The following is a 22,286-nucleotide window of genomic DNA, read 5'->3' on the forward strand; positions in this document are numbered from 1 at the left end:
TTTGGCATCGGACTTATTTTTTAAAACTTGAGAGTAGAAGAGTGCGGTTTTGGACATACTCAAATAAGACTCTCTGAATTTCGTATTTTTTATACGGCTTTGTGAAGTCTTTTCGTACATTCTTGAGTGATACTAAGGATATCGAACGGTGTACGACACTTATACCTTCGTGCTTTTCGTCCGTTTTTGACAAGATCTTGAAAGAGCCTGGTTAGCACTGATACAGGATGTTGAAAGGTTGTGAAAAGCACGTCGTGTATACTAGAGAAGTAAATTTTGACGATATATGTACACTTATACTCACTCACCTCTTTTTGTTTTTTCTCCCATATAAGTCTTCTCATTCGATATGTAATGCTAGCTACCAAACACAAACCAATTAATTGCCCATATAAATGACATTGAAATCGTTCCAGTTTCACAGGTTTCACTTCATGAATTTTAAAAATAGACTTCCATGTTTTAAATATAATTTCAATTTGCCACCGTAAAGAATACAGTTCATATACTTCATTGTGCGGAAGGTGTTTACTAGATACGTTCGTAATAAGAAGGTTGATACGGCTTGCATATTTCGGCATCTTCTTTTTCGCTTTCTTGTGATGTTCCAAACGTTTCGTCCACTCAGTTTGTGTTAGACGATATATGACAAGGCGTGTTTTATGTTTTTGGTGAAGTCCTATATAGATTTCCGGTAATTCTAGTATTTGTCCTTCAGATAGATCTTTCGTCAATTTTTCTAAATCGAGAAGAGTCCATTTTCCACCTTTCTCTTTTTGATAGACTTGTGTATTCCAGCGAATACGTGACACATAAAATGCTTTTCGATCCGCAATTTTTTCTAAATCATAAATAGAAAAATAACCAAGATCACGAAGAGAAAGTTCCCCTGGCTCTAATGTTTGCGTACGTTCCTGTCCATAACGGCAATCGCTACTTGTTCCATCGCTTACAGCTGTTTCTAAAAATTCTCCAGAAATCAGTTCATACTCTAATTGAATTTTCACACCAGCTTCTGAACCACCACCCCCTATCCCTTTGTAAGAAGATGCATATTGAGCTGGAAGCTGAAAGGCTGTTGAATCTAGTATACGGATACGTGTAAAACGGTTAGATAAAGGAGTCATTGGAGAAAACTTCTTTCGAAATACTTGTAAAAACAATTCCTTTAAGAATTGTACAGTCTGTGCATTAAATCGTTCGTTCAGACCTTGACTAGATAATTGGATTCCCGTAGCTCTAGTTAGTTTCGCACATAAACTAACTAGGGATTCTGTCCCAATTGCTTGGCTGAGAAACACGCATAATGAAACGAGGTCTTGTGCTCTACACTTTCGTTTTCGTCGAATCATTCCAGTTTTAACTGCTAGTAGTTGTAAGTGGTGAATCGAAAATTTACTTTTAAATTCTTCACCTAGTAAACGTAACTCTTCTTGTGTAACATCATTAATTTTAGACATAAAATGGGTCATCCTTCCATGCGGTATGCATGGAAGGATGACCCATTTAGTTAAATTTTATTCATTTTCTTAACTTGATGGCTATGGCCTATATGGGCAGCTTATTTTATTTTTGGCTTAGCGTGGTTTTTTCCGAAATGCTGGCTATACCAATACTAGATTTAATTTAAGATTTACAAACTATTAATCAAAGAAATTATTCAATTCCTTACTCATTACGTTCGATGTTTTGGGCTTTGGTTTCTCATTTTTATTAAGCAGCGACTGCGTAGTATTATTCTTATTTTTTTGATGAGATTTTAAGTGCTCTTGGCGTTCTTTATAACTCATAGGTTTATATTCTGGTTGCTTCTCATCATTTTTCGAATGCTCTTCTCTATTTTTTTCTAAGTTTTCTTGTACCGTAATACTAATAGATTCGTAAACTTTTGCTACATCTTCATCTAGCTTGTTTTCTTCGATATGATTAAGCGTTTCTTCAATTGGAACCGTGTTGATTTCTACATGTGTTTCTTCTAGCTCTGTTATTGTAACGGGAAGTGAAGTAGATTCTATACTTGTTTCTGCAGTTCCTATCATTGTAACGGGAAGTCCATCAGATGGGAATTCTTCAAACAATGGTTCGGTCTCAACAGGAATCACGGAATGAATAATGGAATCTTTATTCCAATCTTGCTCTAACATAGTAATAGATAATTCTTTGTTTAGTTCTGCTACCTCCATGTTTATTTCATAGCATTCTTCCATAGGAGGTAATGCTATATCTATGGTTTCTTTAATATCTTCTTTCACGGCCGGTTCTTTTATTTCAGAGCTTATACTTTCTACATGTGTTTCTTCTGCTATAACAGGCAGTTCACCATTTCGTTGTAAGGCATCTATTAATCTCGATGCACGTGTATAACTAATTTTAAACGTGTCTTGTAGTACAGATATAGAGATACTTCCCGATTCCTTCACAAAACTTAAAACATCTTCGTATAGAATATCCTTAAAGGAGCTAGTTTCCTCTTGTTCGATTTCTTCGCCTTCAATTGGAATTGCTACTTCCGGTGAAATAGTATTGTCAGGTGAATGAGTAGTAATAACACTTGTTTCTTCTGATGTACTACTATTATTTGAAATTAATACTTTACGAGGACCATCCCCTGTGTAAGAACTTACAACTAGATTTTGTTCTAACTTCTCAATATATTGCATAGATTTCATATAGCTAATCTTGAATTTTCTTTGCAGAAGAGATGGCGAGACTTGTTGTGATTCGATAATAAATTCCTTAATATCTTCATACAACTTATTTTCAACTTCATCATCAACATTCCCCTGCTGGTTCATTGCTGCAGGATCATTAGATAAGGTTTCATTTTGAGACTTTTGTCCCTTATAATCCTCCAATGATACAATGTGTTGATGCTCCTCGTTTGTTTCTATGGAGTTATTCTGTTCAATCTCACCTTCTTGTATAGGTGGTAATGGTTGTATTTTCTTCATGTTTTCTGCATCTACATGCTTCATAGGATTAGCTTTTTCTATAGATTCATTAATAAGGCGAAGACGCTCATTTTCCCAATATTCACCTGTTTTTGTATCTACTTGAATAATTGCTTGGGCAAATTCTTCTTTTGGTACAAAGTTACTTGTGATTTGTTGTACAGGTTGCACATGATTATCTTGTACGATACGAGCAGCACAGATGAATGCCCCTTGTGCCATGATATCTCCTGGTGACATAACAACTTCTTTCGTTTTTTGATAGGTTGATCCTAGTCGACTAACTGGATTCTCTTGCATAGGAGAAATGCCCTGTTCGGATTCTGCCTCTTTAAATTCCTCTTTCTCACCAAACATGTCAGAGAAAATTTTTGCATCATATGGTGTTACATCTCCAAATATCATTTTGTTACGGAATGAACCTAGTAAAGTAAACATGTATTGCTCTGTGAAGTCGAGAGCTAATTGCGATAGTGTTTGGCTAGCGATTGTTAAAATTACTTTATATTTACGAGATTGTGCAGGGAATTCTTTAAACGGCCGCACAACGTAATCCGGAAACTCATCGACAATAATATGATGGTAAGGTGAGACGTTTGGATCTCTACGGAATACTGCATTTTGCATACTTAACAATACAAATTTTCCTAATACGTTTGAAAGGTCTGCTAATTCTCCTTTTGCCGTATTGACTAACAAAATCCCACCCTGCTCTAAATGAACATCGAAATCAAAATCGGATTTTCCAAATAAAACACGTCGTATTAAAACGTTTGAAGCTAAATCTTTTAATATGTTGCGTAAACCTTTTACATATTCTTCTTCTCTGTCATAATGCATCGGTTGTCCGCGGTATTTTCCCGATTTATAAACGGCTGGTTCACCTTGAAAATCCAGCTTTTCACGAATGGTATTATCAAACCATTCGTCTATACCTTTTATAATTTTATATTCATTTTTTTGGTCACGTGAAGCTGCTCCACTTTGAACAAAATCATATAACTTTTCGACCTGTACCTTTAATAGCTTATGCATTCGGTGAACACGTTCTACATCGTCATACATCTCAATCAAATCGTCGAAGGTAACATCTTTTTGTGGGTTGTGAAGCTTTAATAAATAGATATGTTGTTTAAGGTGGTTACGCTGCGCTTGTTCAAAGAATGCATTGTTAGATTCAGACAAACCTTGAATAACCATTGCGAAAACTTCTGCTACTTTATCTACTGGTCCTCGCAGAATGTTTATATTTTTGGTATCAGGATTAGTTGGATCAATGTAGTAAACTGCACTTTCAGGTATTTTATGTGCTTGCACTAACTTAAAAACCTTTTGGCATAAATCATTACTCGGTTCGATAACAGTCACACCATTTAAAAATGTTCCTTTTACTTCTTCTGTATGATAATCCTTCTTTTTAAAGACATTTATGAACTTATTGATAAAACGCGCCATCCAATGTAAATCTTGATTAATCATGGGAATAATTAAACTAGATGTTTTACCAGAACCAATAGGACCAATAATAATACAATTTAACGTTCTATCTTTCCCCTTAATACGAACCATCTCTTTATGCTCAATATGCGGTCCAATTTCTACATCAGGATATATTTGTTCTTCTTGGCTATTAAACCATTTTTGTAATTTGTGATTTTTATATTCGTATTTTTGTACCCACTTTAATATCTCTTCTCGGTAGCGAACAATATGCCCACTATACCAAAGTGTAAACAAAATCATAAATACTGTTGGTAAAAATACAAAAATCATAGTGAGTGTGTGAAAATTACCTGTTAAGACATGACCTAAGGCTTCATACTCACCAAAATTAAGATGTTTTGATTTATCCGCTAGATAAGGAATAACCTTTGCATGGATCGGAGCAGTTGCAAACCATAAAAATTGAATATCAACCGCAAAGTGGGAAGCAACCAAGATTATTAGTTTCCCATTATTTATATGTAAAGCTGGAATACGGCTGTAAAACCTAAAGCTAAACTCTCCTAATAGTAAAGAAAAGAACATTAAAATAAGCGGTACATATGTAATTTCTATAGGATAAGACGGTGGTTCAAATGCATAGTAGAGTAACTTGATGTAGTTTACTAAACCGAATCCAAATGAAAGAATAAATCCGCTAATTAAGCCGATTGTAGTAAATAACGGTAATCGTTGTTTAAATGTCTCCATATAGGCTCACCTACTTCTTACAGATATAGTTGAGCTTTATGTTTAAACTGGAATCGATTATTGAATTCTGGTTGGAATAGTTCCTTTGATTTTTCGAGAAAGAATTTTGCTGCATCTTCAGTTTGTTTTAAATATAAATCAATACTCTCTCTTTCACAGAGTTGATTGTATTCTTCTTGAGAAAGTACCGCGATATTTACCTCAATCTTTTTATCCGTTGCCGTTTCAATTATGACATCGTACCAATAGAAATTTGGTTTCCCTGGAATTTGGATATCTTGTAGAGAAACACTAAACGTTGCCCCCTCTTCTGTAATATGATTAAGGACTAGTTCCGGGTTTTTAAATGCTTCTCTAGCAGAGAGCACTCCCCCAGTAGTAGTAGTTGCATATTGTAAATCCATTTTGATTTTCCACCTTTCTCCATATAAAAAAAGGCAAGCGACACCCACTGTAAAAACAGCGTGTGTCGCTTGCCTTAATTTCATATGTTCTGATTTGATTGTAGTTTTTTGTGTTTAGTTCAAACGTAATTCTATCACCTTAAATAATAAAAATCAATAAAATTGTATAAAAGTATATAAAAAATTAACGATTAATATAATTCAACAAGCTTGCGTCTTTTCGGATGTATGTTATTTGCAGTACGTGCCATGATCTGTTCATCCGCATCGATAGTAACACCTTCATTTTGGAGGGATAGCAGTAATACGTTGTCATACGTGTCCATTAAAAGTATATCTCTAGCCTTTTTGCGCTTTGGATAAATCACAACAAGCGGCACCCCTTCATCACCTTCTCTTCTTGAAAACACAACATCGTCTAATCTAGCAATCATTCGGTAATCATTTTCATTCCCAAAAATAAAGAAGAAATCTTGCATTACATCTTTATCTCTCTTATACGTTCGTCTAAGACCACCATCTATTTTCTCTTTAAATGTTTGAACTGTTTCAACAAATGCATAGCGCCAATCAGCATCTCCTACTGTACGTTTAGATAAAGGTAAGAGAATATCTTGTTCAAAGTTTTGATTATCATCTATTCCTAGAAGAATATCTGAAATAACATCTCCAGCTTCTTTCAAAGAGCAGATGTGCATATTTAGGTTTGGTAGATTCATTAAATGTTCATGATATTCTCGCATAGAAAATAAGAGATTCTTCATACGTACGTATGGAGGTTCTGCATCTTCTGCAAGGAACATCGACTTGTCATACATAACAAAAACAACAGTTATATTTTTAGTGTTTTTTTGTGCATATTCAATATACTTCCCCACCTTTTCAACTAAGGTAGCATTGGTTTCTTTGCACATATCCATTTCAATGTAAATATTTTTGTCTTTATATGAAATGTGTTCATCAGGAATTAGAAGTAACCCTGCATCTTCAATTTCTGTTTTCTTTTGTTTTTGATGATATGAGCGAATATCTAACTCGCATAATAATTTATTCGTATTGGTCTTTTTCGACACTTCCAAAAGTGTGCGTACTAATATTTCTCTTGAGCAGAGTGTATGTAGTGAGATTGAAGAAGAATATCTACGTTTTGAAGATCCTGCAGGAATCCTTCCTAATTCTTGAAGGTAATCAACCATTCTATCTTTTAAGGAGAATGTCGCACGTCTGGTTATACTATCATCTCTTTTATCAATTTTTTTAGTCAGGATAGCACCGTATTTTGAAAAACGATTAAGTTTCGTAAACACACTATCCTCAGAAAAATCTCTACCCTCAAATGCACTATAAAGCTGAGTAATTTGTCGTGTAGTAAGATACCTTTTGTAATATAAAAATGTAAATACAAATATATCGGCCTCTTTTAAACGAAAAGATTTCTGTGTACCTTTGCTTGTATATTTATACGTTTTACTTTTCATTATATGCAACTCCATAACTCGAATGTATTTTCAATAAATAACAACCATTTCTATATATCTTATTACAGCAAAATTTAGTTGTAAATTATTAAAAGTTTAAGCTGAATTTGCTTTAATCTAGATACTAAAACTTGTACGCTGAAGTTTGGATTACTTCTCTTCCTAAAAATTAGCTAGAAACATTGATTTATATAGTCTTTCAGTTCTTTTAAAATTGTTCGGACGGAAGACATGTTTTAACCGAACAATTTTTTAAAGGTTCAAGTATTGGAATAAAATCGTTAGGACGGCCTAACAATTTATTTAAACAATTACATTATATAAAGACATGTTACACATACAGAAAATATAATAGATTAATCACTTGTGCATTGTAGTTTCTTTTTGCTATTGAAATAGAAAAAGACCGACAAAATTATATTTGTCGGTCTATTGTTTAGAATGATAATTTCTTCTTTGCTGGTTGTGAATCGTCAGCAACTTCTACTTCAGGTTCAGCACCAAAATTTAATTTTTTCTTTTTAGGTTTTTCTTCTTGTACTGAATCATCAAATGCAAAAAGTTTATTTAAAACAGCATTGGATTTCTTTGAATTAGCTTGCTCACGTTCTTCTTTAATTCTCGTAATCTCATCAATAATATCACTAACACGTTTTGGTAATGGAAGTCCTGCAACAACTGAATAGAATTTTACTATATCCTCTTCTTTTTTTGTTGTATGTTTATTAACGTATGGAGCTATAGGACGTTCATCTACATATGGAGTTCTTTCTTTTAAGAAGTTTTCCATTTGATTAAGGAATGAGAAGTTGTATAATCGCCCTGCTCGCAGCGGTGATGTAACGATAGATAGCGCGCTTTTTTTAGCACTTTCTAGCTCTTCTCTTTCTGTATCGTATAAAACGCCTTTTTCTAGTGCGTTACCTAATTGAGTCAAGTAACCTAGCGGGTTTTCAGTGTCTAATTGATTTGATTTTAGTTCTAATTTTGCTAATGATAAAACGCCTGGTGTATTAATTACTTGAGCAAATTCACTCGCATCAAAATGTGTATCTGAAAACGGTGTAAATGATGAAGTAACTAGGTTAATCTCATGTAATGCATCAGCAATATATTTGTTACTATAGCTAGTATATTCGTTTGCTAAAGCACTTGGATTTTCCTCTTCAAATTTTCTATATAGTTTAGCGTTATCTATTAATACAATTGAGCCAAAAGCTTCTTGGTTCATAGCAATACTACGAATGCGTGAAGTTGCGTTTTCTAATACTTTTAAAGCCTCAGCATCACGTGGTAAAGTCAGTAACAATCCAAAATTGTAATCATGTTCATAGAGCATTTCAATAGCCTTTAATAGAGCACCAGTTCCTGTTCCTCCACCTAGACCACACGTAATCCAAATAAAATCACGATCTTCAAATTCCTGTTTTACCGCTTCGAAAATCTTTGTTTCATGCTTTACAAATGCTTCCTCTCCAACCTGTGGATTACGAGCTGCACCTTGTTCATATCCTTCTAACTGTATTTTACGGACGTTCCCTGTGTTTTTAATCTCAATTTTATTAAAATCTTGACTATTTGTATTAACAAGAATCGCACGATATGGGTATTTGTTATTTTTAATTTGTGTTTCTTTATTTGCGCACTCTGCTGCGATTGCACATCCACCCATACCTAGTCCTAAGAATCCAAATTTCAAACTAATATTTCCTTGGCTTTCGATTTCTGAAAAATTGCCTGCCATATGTATATCCTCCTCAAATATATATTTTAGTTGTTTTTCTCAACTCGTTTTTCCAGTTCCTTAATTAAAACATTTCCTAGATCTGTTACGTCATAAATTCGAACACGTCCTATTGCTTTGAAAGATATTAACCCTGCTCCTTCAAGTCTTGCAGTCATAATATCTAAAGCATATCGCGATGGAAGTATTTTTTTACCCTCATAATCTTTTTCATTCTCAATTTGATAGTCTTTATGATATTGGTTGATATAATCCCATAACTTTTCTTTGTTCATTGCGCCCTCGGCGTATAGCACACGTAAAGCCCAAATCCCATCATTTAAATTCTCACAAAGCACATCAATAATTTCACTACTACTCATTGATATATTAGACAATAATTTCACACCACCTTTAATAAATAATAAATTTTATCTATAGGTACAAAAAGACAAGATAATTATACGGAATTTAATACCGTTATAAAAGCCGTAAATACTTCGGTATATATTTCCGAAGTATTGTATGTACTAACTATAATACATCTACGGATGATAATCAAGAATCTTATTAAATCAATACTTTAAATACTTCCGTAATAATTACCGTAATTAATATTTTAATTGTTACGCATTTATTACGGTAATAAACACTGTAATGAATACGTAATGATTATAAAAGATGCATTTTAATAAGTGAAAATCCATGTAAAATTTTTAGTTCAGTTCACAGAATTTTAAGGTGATTTTGTACATAATCAAGTGTTAATCACGCTCACCCGACTAATCACCGCTCGATAACATAGGTATTATTGGTATGCAGCTAAATAAATGAGCAGTGAATGATTGAGTGATCAGGTATAAAAGTCCATGATATTTTATGTAATCTACAAAGGGGTTCTTTTAGTTTCTATAGAATTTTTATATAATGTATTATAGGACAGGCATCATATAGTTAGGTGGTGAGCAAATGATTGATGAACAGTTAAGCGATGGTTATTATCGCGTATCTGAAGTAGCAACCATGCTTGATATTCCTGAAAGTACTCTTCGTAGATGGTTGAATGATTTCGATGAGTACTTGAACATAAAAAAAGAACGCCAACTTAAATATGTTCATGAGGATAGTATTGATACAGTAAAAAAGATTAAACATTATTATTCTGAGTCAAAGAAAAAGCACGAAATTGTTGGGCTTTTAGATATGGATCCGACGGTTATTCGCAATGTTTATGCTGAAGATGTTGACGGTGATGGTGAACCAAAAGAAACATCACTAGTTAAAGCACAACAGGTCAATCCAGACTTTATAGAAGCTTTGACGGAAAAAATTACTGAGGAAGTTACAGCTAAAGTGACTGAAGAATTAACAAAACAAAATATGGAATTTTTCGCTGCGGTGGCTAAACAAAGTCAGGATAATTTCGATAGAATCAATAAGCGATTAGAGGAACGTGACGAAAAGTTAATGAGTACTATACGATTAATTCAAGAACAAAAAAGTGCTAATGCTCAGCGACAAGAGAATACTGAACAAAAAGGCGGCTTTTTCTCTAAGCTTTTTGGAAAAAAATAAAAAGGCTATCATTTGATAGCCTTTTTATTTTGCTTATTCTTAATATCATTTCAAAAGCTTAGTTCATTGATTATCAATATGATTCATTCACAGCTATTGTTTTAAACTTATAATAATCATAGAACTTAGGTTTATTTTGCTATACAAAGAGTTTTCTAATTCTATTTCTTCCAATCTGTGAACTACCCGCCACTTAACGTCCTAATGGACTGTTTGAAGTGGTGGCTTCTCGGTTAGTCGTTACTTTTGATAGCTAACGAATTTGTCCTAAGACAACCGAGCTAACCCCCTCGTTCCAAGGGTTATTTTATTGCTATCTATGCCAACGCTAATAGGCGTATTGCTTCATTTTTGATATTGATAGCTGCGTTATAATCTCTATCAAGATTTACACCACATATACAAGAATATACTCGCTCAGACAATGACATGTTTTTCACATTTCCACAACTGCTACATGTTTTTGTGGAAGGAAACCATTTGTCTATTTTCATAAGTTGTTTGCCTTGTTCGTGTAGTTTATAAGCTAAAAAAGAAGTGAACATACCCCAAGCATTATCAGCGACGCTTTTTCCAAAATGAAGTGCTTGCGACATGCCTTTCATATTTAGATCTTCAATAGCTACAACATCAAAATGAGTAGCTAACTCTTTAGACTTATGATGAAGGAAGTTCTTACGTTGGTTCGCTACTTTTTCATGTAACTTAGCTACACGGATACGTTGTTTATTCCAACGAATAGAACCTTTTGTTCTTCTTGATAATACTCGTTGTGCCTTTGCTAATCGGTCTAACATTTCACGATAGAACTTAGGATAATTGGCTCTCTCATCCTCAGAACTAACGTATAATCGATCCATCGCAAAGTCTAATCCAACAACTGTTTCTACTTCATTTTGTACAATCTCTTTTTCGTATTCAGTCAAGATAGACACATAGTATTTACCAGTAGGTGTCATAGAAATCGTACATGACTTGATTACATGGTCTTGTGGTATTTCTCTATGCTGCTTGATACGTACCATTTTCAGTTTTGGCAATTTAATATGACCGTTAAGCAACATAATATTTCCGTTCACTACATTCGTTGTATAAGACTTTCTGTCTTTTTTGCTTTTGAATGTTGGGAAGTCATTTTGACCACGAAAGAAATTCTTATAGGCAGTTTGCAAGTTTAGTTGAGCATTTGCCAGTGCTAATGAATCAACTTCTTTTAACCACTCAAATTCTGCTTTGTATTTCGCAGGAGTGGGAAGCTTTTGTTTCTTTAGTTGTTCCTTATCATCTTTGTGATTTTCATACGCTTCTTTCCGTTCGGCTAACATTCTGTTATACACGAAACGTACACAACCGAAGGTTTTACGCATAAGATGTGCTTGGTCTCCTGTTGGATACAAACGGAATTTATATGCTTTATTCTGCTTTGTCATATCATTTCACCTCACTTTTCACTTTGATTTTCAATATATTTTTTTACTACGTCTATTGATGAACCACCAGTAGTTAGTAAGCAAAAACCTCTTGACCAAAACATCTCTTTCAATAGTTTCATACTACTTAATTAGTAGTATGAAACTATTTTTATATTAATCATAAAAAAAACAGTTTATTCTTATTCAAAACTTACACCTTCACTCGATCACTCAACCATTCGCTAATCATTCATTCTAAAATAGTAATATGATTGACCGGTGATTAATTGACTGATTACAATTAGGTTTAATGCAATGAAATCAACCGTTCAATCACCACTCAACCTACATACGAAAATAACAGTATTTACACACGAGTGACTGGTGATTAGTTGGGTGATTTAAGGTGTGGATAATGAAAAATGTGCCATTAATGCGCTTTATCGATGATATTTGTTAATTGAGCGACAATCAGGCGGTTGATCAGAGGCTGTTTAAGTTGTTCTTACTTATTGTGAATTGACTTTTGATTGAGCGGCGCTCAACGAGGTGTTTGAGTGGTGGTTATTTATACATAGTCATTTAGCAAAGGTCATACTTTTGAAAAAATCACCTTGCAACCATGGGAAAAACTATATATGATGTAGTTACTTTATATTTTTGTATTTTTTTAGATACAAATTTATTAATAATAAAATATTTATATAATAAAAAATAAAATATAAAAAAGCAAAAAAAGGTTCATCAGCCCAATGAAATAGCGCCAACTACTTCATTGTGGTACACCGCACAAAAATCCCAAAAGAAATTTTCAATCGACCGCGGTAAACAAAGCCAATAAACCTTTTTATTTTGCATGAAATTATAAGATAATTTTACTGTATCTTATGTATTTGTGCAACTTAAAAAGGGGATTTCTTGCGTAATTTTAGGCATTGTTTACCGTTGTTATACAAGTATTACTCTTTTAAGAGAGTAGTATTTTTGTATCCGTGGTATGACAGTGCCTTTTTCTGCTCTTTCGAAAGGAGTTAGCAACATTATGCATACGCAAATGGCTTTTTCCCAACAGAACTTTAAAGTTCATGGGGTTAAATTTTTTGATGGACTATTAAACATCGTAAAACTAGAAAATGAAAGAAAAGAGTTACCATCTTCAGCTTTAGCTACTTACATCTTGCTTCACTTTGAATGCAATGATATAGGAATGCTACCACGTGAATTTCAAATAATGGATCTTGCTAAGAAAAGTGGGATTCCCTACACAACAATTTATACAGGGTTTCAAGTTTGTTTGGAGCGTAGACTCGTAAAAGAAACACCTGTTGGAAATCGTACTGTATATGAAATTGTAGATTATGCGTTGTATAACCACACTACTGCAGAAACTGCAAAGATGACAGGCATATCGCTATCGTATTTCCGTATTCCATTTCACCTAATTCAAACAACGATAATGAGTAGTCTAGTAAAGGCTCGTGATAATAGAGGGATTATATTCCTTTTAGATTTAATCAATACTTTTTCAAGAAAAGTAGGTATGGAACATTATAAACATAAAATTGAGGAGTTTCAGATTACAAGAAAGATGTCTTCCTTAAAAAGGAGATTAAATCGTAATGCAAAGAAAGTAAGACACTACATAGAAATTATTAACCCCATCGTGCAATTTACTGCAATCGATTCTAAAGAGAAGAAATCTAATGAAACAAGAATTACTAGTGCAAGGAAACAGGTAAAACAAATCATCATTGAGAAGTTCAACGTTGTATTTTCTTCAAACTGCGTAATTGAGAATGATAAAAAAGAATTACATAGACCAGTAGCGAAGTGCAGAAAAGAAGCGGTGTCTCGTTTGAAACATATGGGACAGGCGTTACGTAAAAAAGATAAAGAAAATATAATGACTGCATTTAGACAAGAAATTGTTGATATCGCAATCTATTTACCGACGAAACAAAAACAAAGTGAATTATTAATTTACGCAATGACTTATGCATTAGATCAAGTGGAAAGTTGTTTGAAAGAGCAAGAAATATTCTCTATTCCAGCATTTATGCGTGTAAAGTTTAGAGAGTCCTGGATAGGTTTTAAGGAAAAAAACTTGTCTACAGGGAAAAAACACGATGCAATGATAAATTATCATAAGAAGAATGGTGTTTATCCGGAATTTATGTGATTTTAAAAAAATATATATGGAAACCCTTGTTAAAAAGTTACTTAAAAGCAAGGGTTATTTGGCATGTTCTTTAATTTGAAGACATGCTTTTTTATTTAGGAAAATATATCTATTAGCATTTTTACGGAAGCATATAATTGATTTACGTTATGTTTGGTTACGACTCGGTATGTTCATAATTCGATTCAATACTTGTGGTTATCTTAGTAATATGATTCTAACCTTGTGAATTCTTAGTAATATGGTATTTAACTTCTTAATTTGTGATTTCTATGATGTAGAGCTTGTATGTAATGGGGATATTACGATAGTGAATTTAGCTTAATATCCAGGAACGTATGTAATACAAGGCTTTAGAGGTGTTTGCTGAATCTCTTTATAATTAATGATTGAGTTTAGTTATATATATTTCTTGTTGTTTTTATATAAAATACTTGGATTATTTATATTTAATTACTTGTATTTTTTTAAATTAAATACATAGAAAAATAGAAAGAAGGAATAAATATAAGTTTACAAGGAGGTAATTAATCTATTGACTTTTAAAATTCATAGAGGTATTCTTATACGTGAACTACAATTAACTAAGAGAAATATACAAATTAATAGATTTAATTTCTAGCTAAACGGACACACCGAAGGCACATAACCTGCCATCGGTGTGTCTTTTTTTTGTATAAATAACAATAAAAAGGGAGAATTTGAAGCTATGAACGAAATTGTGAACATGAGTAAAGAACGATTTACAAAGTATTGTGAGGAGAATGCAGCATTTGAAGAGGATATTAGTCGCATTATTAATCACTACTTTTTATTACTAGGGAATAAGGCAAATATCTTACAGGAAAGAGAATTTAATAACGAAATTGAAGAAAAAACGTTTAAAAATAATGTGAAACGTTTTGAAACTCTATTCCCTGCAGCTGTTAAAAATGCATTTTTAAAAGGATATCAATTATGCCTTGAGTTTATAAATCATCCTGAAACGCAAATTCCTGAGAATCTATATACTGATCCGAATTTTATAAAAGATATTCCTTTTGCCTTAGCAAATGCATCTGAATATGAATTGTACGAAATCATTCGTACAGATGAAACACAGGAATTTAGTGTATTTGCTATACGAACATATGAAGGGATTCGTCCATTGTTAGAACAAGTATTTTGCGAAGTTGCATTCACTGGTGCTGAATATGCTTTTGAACATGAGCGAATGGAAAAAGGAATTGAATTAAAGAAAGGTAATAGTACCTCGTTAACCAAAGTTCCTGTAGATCGTCTTTTCGCGATTACGCCTTCTGTTAATGGAGTTGTTGTACATGCGGAAGAACATTGCGAGATTTGGAATTTAAATTGGAATAGCAAAGTAACAATTAATGATCCTTTTATTGAGCTTGCTGAGGTTACGTTTATTCATCAAACAAAAGATATGATTCAAAAAAATATTGAAGATGGTGTTTTATACTACAGCATTCTTTATCTTGGTACACCTTTACATGAGATACAAGATCGATTAGAAATACGAGTAAAGCTAAATTCTGATTTTGGAGCTCCACGTACAATGGAACAAGTTGAAATTGAGTATATTTTGAATGAGATTATTGGGAAGGTTCATCTTGAGGCACAAATTCCAATTGAAAACATGATTTTAATCCAACGTTAGATTTTGTAGGAGGTTAACTATGGTGAAAAAAATCGTTTTAGCTATTAGTGATACTGTATATACGGCATATTTACGTGAGGATTTTATTGGTGCGGGATTTGAAGTAGCTGATAGTGATGTGATGCATATCAAGTATCTAGATGAAATTCTAGATACAGAACAGCCCGATATTCTATGTATTAATGACAAACGATTAAATATTGATGCGGGACATGAAGAGAAACGTGAATTGATTATCTTACAGAAACTAAGAGATATTCGCTTTAATCGAGATATTCGTATTGTGGTATTTACAGAGCGTGAAAATGATGATGAGTTTTTGGCGAAACTGATTTATCTAGGTATCTATGACATTTTTAACTCTCGTAGAATTGATATTGATAATAAAGTTATCCCGCAGCTGCTACAGGAGTCGGATATTAAAAATGTAGCAGAAATTGTAGGCGCAAGTCAGGCACCACAACAAACAAAGTTACCCGAAGTTCCTGTTGATGAGGAAGAAGAGGAAGTATCAAGTGAATTAGAGGAAGGTGGCAACAATGAAGCTTCCTCTAACTCCAAGAAACTATTTAAAAACAATCAAAAGCGTAAGTCTGTTCCAGGTGAGTCACAAAAAGCACCTATTATAAAAAAACAATATAAATTGGCTTTTGAGCCGGTATATGAAAAACAAATAGGTATTGCTATTCCGAGAAGAACAATTGTTGTGGCCAGCATGAACAAAAGAAGTGGTGCAACTTTTGTTTCACATCTTTTAGCTGCTTACTTAAATGAACTACAGATTGATGTGAACTATATAGAGAATCTATATGATGATGGATATACGTATCCTTTATTAAAGGGATATACAGAAGCACCAGAAAACTATCGTAGTGAATTTATGTTACAGCGATATAAGGAGATGCTACAGAAGGAATCTGATATATTATCAATTCCAAAATGGAAGCAAGGAAGAATAAATTATATCGTAAAGAATCCTATAGTGGACCAAGAGCTGAAAAACGAAACAGAGCAGGACTTTGACCATTTTATTAAGGTATTATTGGCTAACCAAGAAGCGCCTATATCTATTATTGATGCGGGGTACGATTGGGATAAAGATTTATACCATGAAATATGTGAAATGGCAGATTTTATTTTCTTTGTAGCAGAACCAGATCTGCATCAATTGTTAAAGATAGCGCATCCTCTTACACAAAAGGAGAGAAAACTTGTTTCTTACTTAGTTTTAGAGAAAACGAGAATTATTGGGAATAAGTTTTCTACTGCACTTTTAAAGCATGAAGTAGTAGAAGAATGTTTTGGCGATAAGGTATTAACTGCTTTAGCACCATATGAGATAGAGGATGTATTTGAATCTCAATTAAAAAGTAGTACGTTACTATCTAGTCGGAACTATTATAAAGAGCTTGAAGGAATAATGAAGGAAATAGCAGAGTTATTACTGCCAAACCAATTGTTGAATCAAAAGAAAAGTTCCATTTTAAGTGGATTTCGATTTCGGAAGTCTGAAAATTAAGGAGGGGTGAAGAAAGATGCAAAAATTTATTATAGGGGCCGCCTCAATATTATTATTTGTTGGCTGTTTATTCTTAATGACAGATATGATTATTGGAGATACAACACACACAGATAATAAGTCTGCATCAGAACGCGCTGGAAGTACAGCAATGGATAAAGCCGTAAAAGTAGGTGTTTTACGAGCGCAAGAAGAAATTGCTATTGAACCAGGTATCGCAAAGAAAGAATTTGAAAAGTCTTATAAACAAAATGCAACATTTAAGGATCCTGCATCAAAACGAGAGTTTTCTGTACATGCTGTACAAGAGCAACCTGCAATGATTGCGGTTGAAGGAGAAGCGGAAGCTGCTAGTTATACGAAACAATTTGATGAAAAGAAAGGTAACATTAAGAGTAACGCAAGACACATATTTATTTATGAAGCAGATTCTGACAACAAGAAAGCTGGAGGAAACGTGAAATAAATAAGAAAAAGTAGGTGTGTAAGAAATGCAAAATACAGTAACAACAGCGCTTTTTCTAACGCTTTCTTTATTATTGATAACTCTTATACCAGAAGGTGTACTGTATGGAATGCAGTTAGTAAAAGCACATGATTTTGCTTCTAGTACAGTAGAGTTAGCAGAACAAACAGGTGGTTTTCAGTACACATATGAAGGAAAAAACGTAAATCTAATTCCTGATATAGAGAAGAAAATGAAAGAGCAGAATATGGATGGATGGAAATATGAATATACTAAAGGGCGCGTGGATCATAATCAGCCGTTAAATTTTAAGATAAAAGCTGAACATCACTTCTTTATTTTTAAAATGATAGGGATTGATAGTGTGAAAGCACCAATATGGGCTAACAAAGATGGAATGGGACAAATCTATTTCCGTTGAGAATATCAATATATATAAAGAGTTAAAAACTATACTGAAAAGTGTAGTTTTTTTACTAGAAATAAATATTTATAAATAAATATATAAAAATACTTTACAAGCCTATTTTTATATGGTGATATTTTCCATATAGAACAGCGGTTATAAAAAAACGCTAATTTATAAATTTATATGTTAAAGTATCTGGATTTTATATTTAAATTCGATACAATAAAGGAATCTATTAAAAAACTAATATACTTGGAGGAACAAACAATGGCTAACAAATTTTTAAAAACAGCAACAGCATTAACAATTATGGGTACATCATTACTAGGAGCAGGAGCATTTACTGCTAAGGCTGATAACACAGACTCATTAAAATTCAGTGATGTTCCAGCAAATCACTGGTCTACAAAAGCAATTTATGATTTAACAAATCGTAAAGTAGTACAAGGATACGGAAATAATATCTTTGGTTTTGGTGACAATGTAACTCGTGGGCAAGTTGCTCGTATGATTTATATGTACGTTAAACCAGCAGATGCAGATGCTAGCTTCAAAAATCCATTTACAGATATTAGAGGACACATGTTTGAAAAAGAAATTAGAGCACTTGCTAAAGCAGGTCTAGTAAATGGTTATGGTGAAGGGAAATTCGGTCCAGATGATGTCTTAACTCGTGAACAAATGGCGCAAGTACTTACAAATGCTTTCAAGTTCAAAGCTACTAAGACAACTTCCTTTACTGATGTTGATAAAAACTCATGGGCATTAAAAGCAATTAGTGCATTAGAAGAAAATGGCGTTACTATTGGTACAGGAGGTAAAATGTATTCACCATATGCACATGTAACTCGTGAACAATATAGCCAGTTCTTATATAACTCTATTAATGCAGTAGAAAAAGAGACTAAACCAGAAGTGAAGCCAGATCCAAAATCTGAAACAAAACCAGAAGAAAAGCCAGAAGTGAAGCCAGATCCAAAACCTGAAACGAAACCAGAAGAAAAACCAGAAGTGAAGCCAGACCCAAAACCTGAAACAAAACCAGAAGAAAAGCCAGAAGTGAAGCCAGATCCAAAACCTGAAACGAAACTAGAAGAAAAACCAGAAGTGAAGCCAGACCCAAAACCTGAAACAAAACCAGAAGAAAAACCAGAAGTGAAGCCAGATCCAAAACCTGAAACGAAACCAGAAGAAAAACCAGAAGTGAAGCCAGACCCAAAACCTGAAACAAAACCAGAAGAAAAACCAGATACAAATTTACCATCAAGTATAGATAAAGGTTTAGTTACAGAGGAAGTTACGTATAATCCAAACGCTATGAAAAACCCGATTGCTCAAAAATCCATTTCTACAGAAGCGCAAAATCTTATTAAGAGTGTGAATAGTAAATATGGTACTAACCTTAAGTATGCAGATATAAATGGAACAATTAGACTGGTTGATAAAAATATGTACTTACCAGCAGGTACAATTGGTGCACAAGTTTATATTGATGCGGTAAGTGAAAATGATTTTAAAATTATTTTCCTAGATAATAACGAAGCAACTATTGAGTTAGCTAAAAAGTGGACTACTATGTTAAATTCAGATTTAGTTCTAGATAAAGAAATTCAGGAAACTGTAGATGCTCAAGAAATTAATAACTATGAAAAAGGAAATTATAAAGTTCGTGTAGGGCACTCTACAGCTGATCATATGATGTACATTCAAGTGCGTGTATAATATTATTGCATTTTAAAGCTACATTTGATACATTTAAAGATGTAATATAATAATTAACTAATATACAATTTATTTACGTAAAGGACACACCTTACGTACCTACCAAGGTACGGGTGTGTCCTTTTTTTATGTTAAAAGGAGTGAGGTTATGAGACTGCGAAAAAATATACTATTAACGTGTGTTTCAGTGATGTTGGTATGGCCATCAGTAGCAAGTGCAAATAATGGGGATATTCCATTTTATAATGGGAATGAAGACACGTCTTTAAAATCACCTGAATTACAATTGAATGGGAAGCTACTTAGACCAGGAAGTGGTTATAAAACAAAAGAGTTCGATTATAAAGCGGATTTACATTTTCCTGCTGTTTATAATGGTTCTTTTAATTGGGGGAATTCAAGGGAAAACCTTATCCAAAATGAAGACCATTCAGAACCTTATGTGCGTATATCAAATGAAGGCTACATTAACCCTTCAGTTGTAGTGGGAGATAGAATGGTAACCGAAATAGAGAGAATTACAAACGATATAATTGCAAGTAAATATTGGGGTAACCCTGAATTCGTTTTAAGAAACTTAATTCCACATAGGATTAAAAATGGGTTTTCAGATAAATCTTATGGAGAGTTCTATTGGATTAGAGACATTGCTTATCTTTCTGGCGGATATGCAGGGGCTGGTGGTGTAAATGACGTGAATAGGTATAGCTTGTGGTATGTACGCACAAGTAAACCTCAAATAAAAGATTTTAAAGCTACGAGTGGGAAAAAAGATATACCCGTAAAATTTACATTTAACGGTTTTGAATATGTAAGTAAAAATAAAGGATACAATGACCGAGATCCTAATGGAACAACAATAAACCCTTATCAAAAAGCTGCCGGAGAACGGAACCGAGTTAAATGGATGTTAGATATTACAAAAGATGGCGAAACCGTGTATCATCAAGAAAATTATCTGCGTTCAACTCCGCAAAAAGATAATCAAAAACCAAATGAAGGTGATGCAGGGCAATTTAAGTCAGAAGAACTAAAGTGGCAGCCACAAATGTGTGGCCGATATACTGCGAAAATTAAAGCCATTGATGCTGTTCAAAGGGAATCAAATGAGAAAACTGTTGATTTCACCATAAATGGTAACTGTGGTACAGAAGTAACCCCTAATCCAGATCCAGGTGATGAAGATGATTTTAAATATAAAATCGATTTCTCTGCTGACCGAATTGAAGGAGAAACAGCAAGAGAAGGAAAGAATATAAAAACAAGAATAGATGTATCACGTGATAATTTTAAACCCGAACGTGACCAATATAGAGCAAAGGTAAATAACAATATTAATAAGTCCGAGCAAGCGGTAAATAGTTCTGAATCCGATAGAGATAGTGCGCAATCTAGTCTTAGTTATTGCCGTCGTAATCCAATTCATGAGGTAGATGCAGAAGGAAACCATCACTATTACGATAGAGACTGCTCTTGGGAAGAAAATAGATTGGATAGTGCAGCAAGTAGGTTAGATACAGCAAGGCAGAAGTTAGAAAAAGAGAAAAATAAAATTAAAAAGTTAGATGCGCTAGAAGCGAAGTATGCAAATCCTGAAACGGTAGTCGTGCTCAAGCATAACGGACAACAAGTAGCAACACAAAAGGTAAGGTTAACTGAGGGAGAAAAGAAAACCTTGAACCTTGGCTGGCAACATAAGGGGAAAGGAACAATTCAGGCAGAAATTAACCCTGCTGGTAACCGATTAGATATAGAAGAAACCACATACAAAAATAATCCTATTAAAACAGCTATCTATTCACCATCTCATGAAAAAGGAATGTGCGGAGTAACGAGTGTAAAAGGTGTGGTAGAAACAGTAAGTGAACGTGTGTCAAAAGAGGACACAGTGGGAGAAATGTTCTATGAAACATTAAGTGGAAGTATTGATAATTTAGAACCATCTAAGCTCCATGCGGGGTATGGTTTTTCTTATGAAGTTAATGGGAAATACAAAAATGATTGGAATACCAATTATCCAGGTGTATTTACAAAAGCAACGGCACAGTATCCATTTGCAGATGAAGGACTAAAAACAGCTTATGATTTAGAGAGTGTTTCTAATAATGGCTTAACATCTAAATTCCTACCTAAAAATATGTATTTGTCTGAAGTAACAGGACATGTCTTTGATAGTAAAAGACCAACTAAGTCTTTATATTGGGATGGTAAGGAAAAAATTATTGATGGCCAACGAAAATGGTATGCGCCATTAAAAACAAAAGATGGAAAATATTCGTTCAATGTTGAAACAAACCCAGCAGGTGTGAATGAAATGAGTTTGTGCCTGACAGATGAAGTGGAAATTAAAGGTGTTGCGTACGATGATTTTAAAAAGAGAAGGGTGCTTGCGGATCTTCCATTCCCTGTGCAAACACCAGGTTGGAATTGGGTTGGAAAGGAAAATATTATTACTGATTTATCAAATTGGTACTATATGAAGAATAGAAATTAGATAAATAGTATTGTATAATGACTTGAATCGACAAAAGTATATAATCCTTCTTGAACTAGTAGCTGAATGGATAAACCAAAGGCACACCCCTTAATGGG

At 33.5% G+C, this 22,286-nt stretch carries 14 protein-coding genes and 2 pseudogenes; 8 read left to right on the forward strand and 8 right to left on the reverse strand.

Features of this window, described 5'->3' with window-relative positions:
• Positions 1–159: 159 nt before the first annotated feature.
• From MHB74_RS27940 to MHB74_RS27965, 6 genes and pseudogenes are all read right to left on the reverse strand, one after another.
• Positions 160–1,460, reverse strand: a pseudogene (locus MHB74_RS27940) (IS4 family transposase).
• Positions 1,461–1,643: 183 nt separating this feature from the next.
• Positions 1,644–5,144 carry a DNA translocase FtsK gene (locus MHB74_RS27945; protein ID WP_000447304.1) on the reverse strand — a complete coding sequence of 1,167 codons (3,501 nt, stop codon included), beginning with the start codon at positions 5,142–5,144 and terminating at the stop codon, positions 1,644–1,646.
• Between the two features lie 17 nt (positions 5,145–5,161).
• Positions 5,162–5,548: a hypothetical protein gene (locus MHB74_RS27950; RefSeq protein WP_000365750.1), complete on the reverse strand. Its 387-nt coding sequence runs from the start codon at positions 5,546–5,548 to the stop codon at positions 5,162–5,164.
• 191 nt (positions 5,549–5,739) lie between these two features.
• Positions 5,740–7,026 (reverse strand): replication-relaxation family protein, encoded by a 1,287-nt coding sequence (locus tag MHB74_RS27955; protein WP_000837871.1) that lies wholly within the window; start codon positions 7,024–7,026, stop codon positions 5,740–5,742.
• Between the two features lie 436 nt (positions 7,027–7,462).
• On the reverse strand, positions 7,463–8,770 hold the full coding sequence (gene repX / locus MHB74_RS27960; RefSeq protein WP_000918313.1) for a plasmid replication protein RepX: 1,308 nt from the start codon (positions 8,768–8,770) through the stop codon (positions 7,463–7,465).
• 26 nt (positions 8,771–8,796) lie between these two features.
• On the reverse strand, positions 8,797–9,132 hold the full coding sequence (locus tag MHB74_RS27965) for a hypothetical protein (RefSeq protein ID WP_000098927.1): 336 nt from the start codon (positions 9,130–9,132) through the stop codon (positions 8,797–8,799).
• A gap of 586 nt (positions 9,133–9,718) precedes the next feature.
• Between MHB74_RS27965 and MHB74_RS27970 the strand changes: the two genes are divergently transcribed.
• A complete protein-coding gene (locus MHB74_RS27970) occupies positions 9,719–10,324 on the forward strand; it encodes a DUF3967 domain-containing protein (RefSeq protein ID WP_000564666.1) in 606 nt (201 codons plus the stop codon).
• 317 nt (positions 10,325–10,641) lie between these two features.
• On the opposite strand, the gene MHB74_RS27975 is transcribed toward MHB74_RS27970, so the two are convergent.
• Together MHB74_RS27975 and MHB74_RS27980 are read right to left on the reverse strand one after the other, a co-directional pair.
• The gene (locus MHB74_RS27975; protein ID WP_042512128.1) at positions 10,642–11,754 is read right to left on the reverse strand and encodes an RNA-guided endonuclease TnpB family protein; all 1,113 of its coding nucleotides are present in this window, start codon (positions 11,752–11,754) and stop codon (positions 10,642–10,644) included.
• Positions 11,755–11,765: 11 nt separating this feature from the next.
• A pseudogene (locus MHB74_RS27980) lies at positions 11,766–11,873 on the reverse strand (transposase); the annotation flags it as partial.
• A gap of 905 nt (positions 11,874–12,778) precedes the next feature.
• Between MHB74_RS27980 and MHB74_RS27985 the strand changes: the two are divergent.
• The 7 genes from MHB74_RS27985 (at position 12,779) to MHB74_RS28015 (ending at position 22,188) form a co-directional block, all read left to right on the forward strand.
• A complete protein-coding gene (locus tag MHB74_RS27985; protein WP_000557422.1) occupies positions 12,779–13,915 on the forward strand; it encodes a hypothetical protein in 1,137 nt (378 codons plus the stop codon).
• Positions 13,916–14,624: 709 nt separating this feature from the next.
• Positions 14,625–15,578 carry a hypothetical protein gene (locus MHB74_RS27990; protein ID WP_001002940.1) on the forward strand — a complete coding sequence of 318 codons (954 nt, stop codon included), beginning with the start codon at positions 14,625–14,627 and terminating at the stop codon, positions 15,576–15,578.
• A gap of 19 nt (positions 15,579–15,597) precedes the next feature.
• Positions 15,598–17,097, forward strand: a complete 1,500-nt coding sequence (locus MHB74_RS27995; RefSeq protein ID WP_000239320.1) for a hypothetical protein — start codon at positions 15,598–15,600, stop codon at positions 17,095–17,097.
• A 16-nt stretch (positions 17,098–17,113) separates the two neighbouring features.
• The gene (locus MHB74_RS28000) at positions 17,114–17,563 is read left to right on the forward strand and encodes a hypothetical protein (RefSeq protein ID WP_001168864.1); all 450 of its coding nucleotides are present in this window, start codon (positions 17,114–17,116) and stop codon (positions 17,561–17,563) included.
• A gap of 25 nt (positions 17,564–17,588) precedes the next feature.
• Positions 17,589–17,984 carry a DUF4320 family protein gene (locus MHB74_RS28005; RefSeq protein WP_001181745.1) on the forward strand — a complete coding sequence of 132 codons (396 nt, stop codon included), beginning with the start codon at positions 17,589–17,591 and terminating at the stop codon, positions 17,982–17,984.
• A 255-nt stretch (positions 17,985–18,239) separates the two neighbouring features.
• A complete protein-coding gene (locus tag MHB74_RS28010; protein WP_001284474.1) occupies positions 18,240–19,694 on the forward strand; it encodes an S-layer homology domain-containing protein in 1,455 nt (484 codons plus the stop codon).
• Positions 19,695–19,842: 148 nt separating this feature from the next.
• Complete coding sequence (locus tag MHB74_RS28015) at positions 19,843–22,188, forward strand: hypothetical protein (RefSeq protein WP_048519919.1); 2,346 nt, start codon at positions 19,843–19,845, stop codon at positions 22,186–22,188.
• Positions 22,189–22,286 lie beyond the last annotated feature (98 nt).

Source organism: Bacillus sp. FSL K6-0069 (assembly GCF_038007785.1).
In the GTDB taxonomy this organism is placed as follows: domain Bacteria; phylum Bacillota; class Bacilli; order Bacillales; family Bacillaceae_G; genus Bacillus_A; species Bacillus_A mobilis.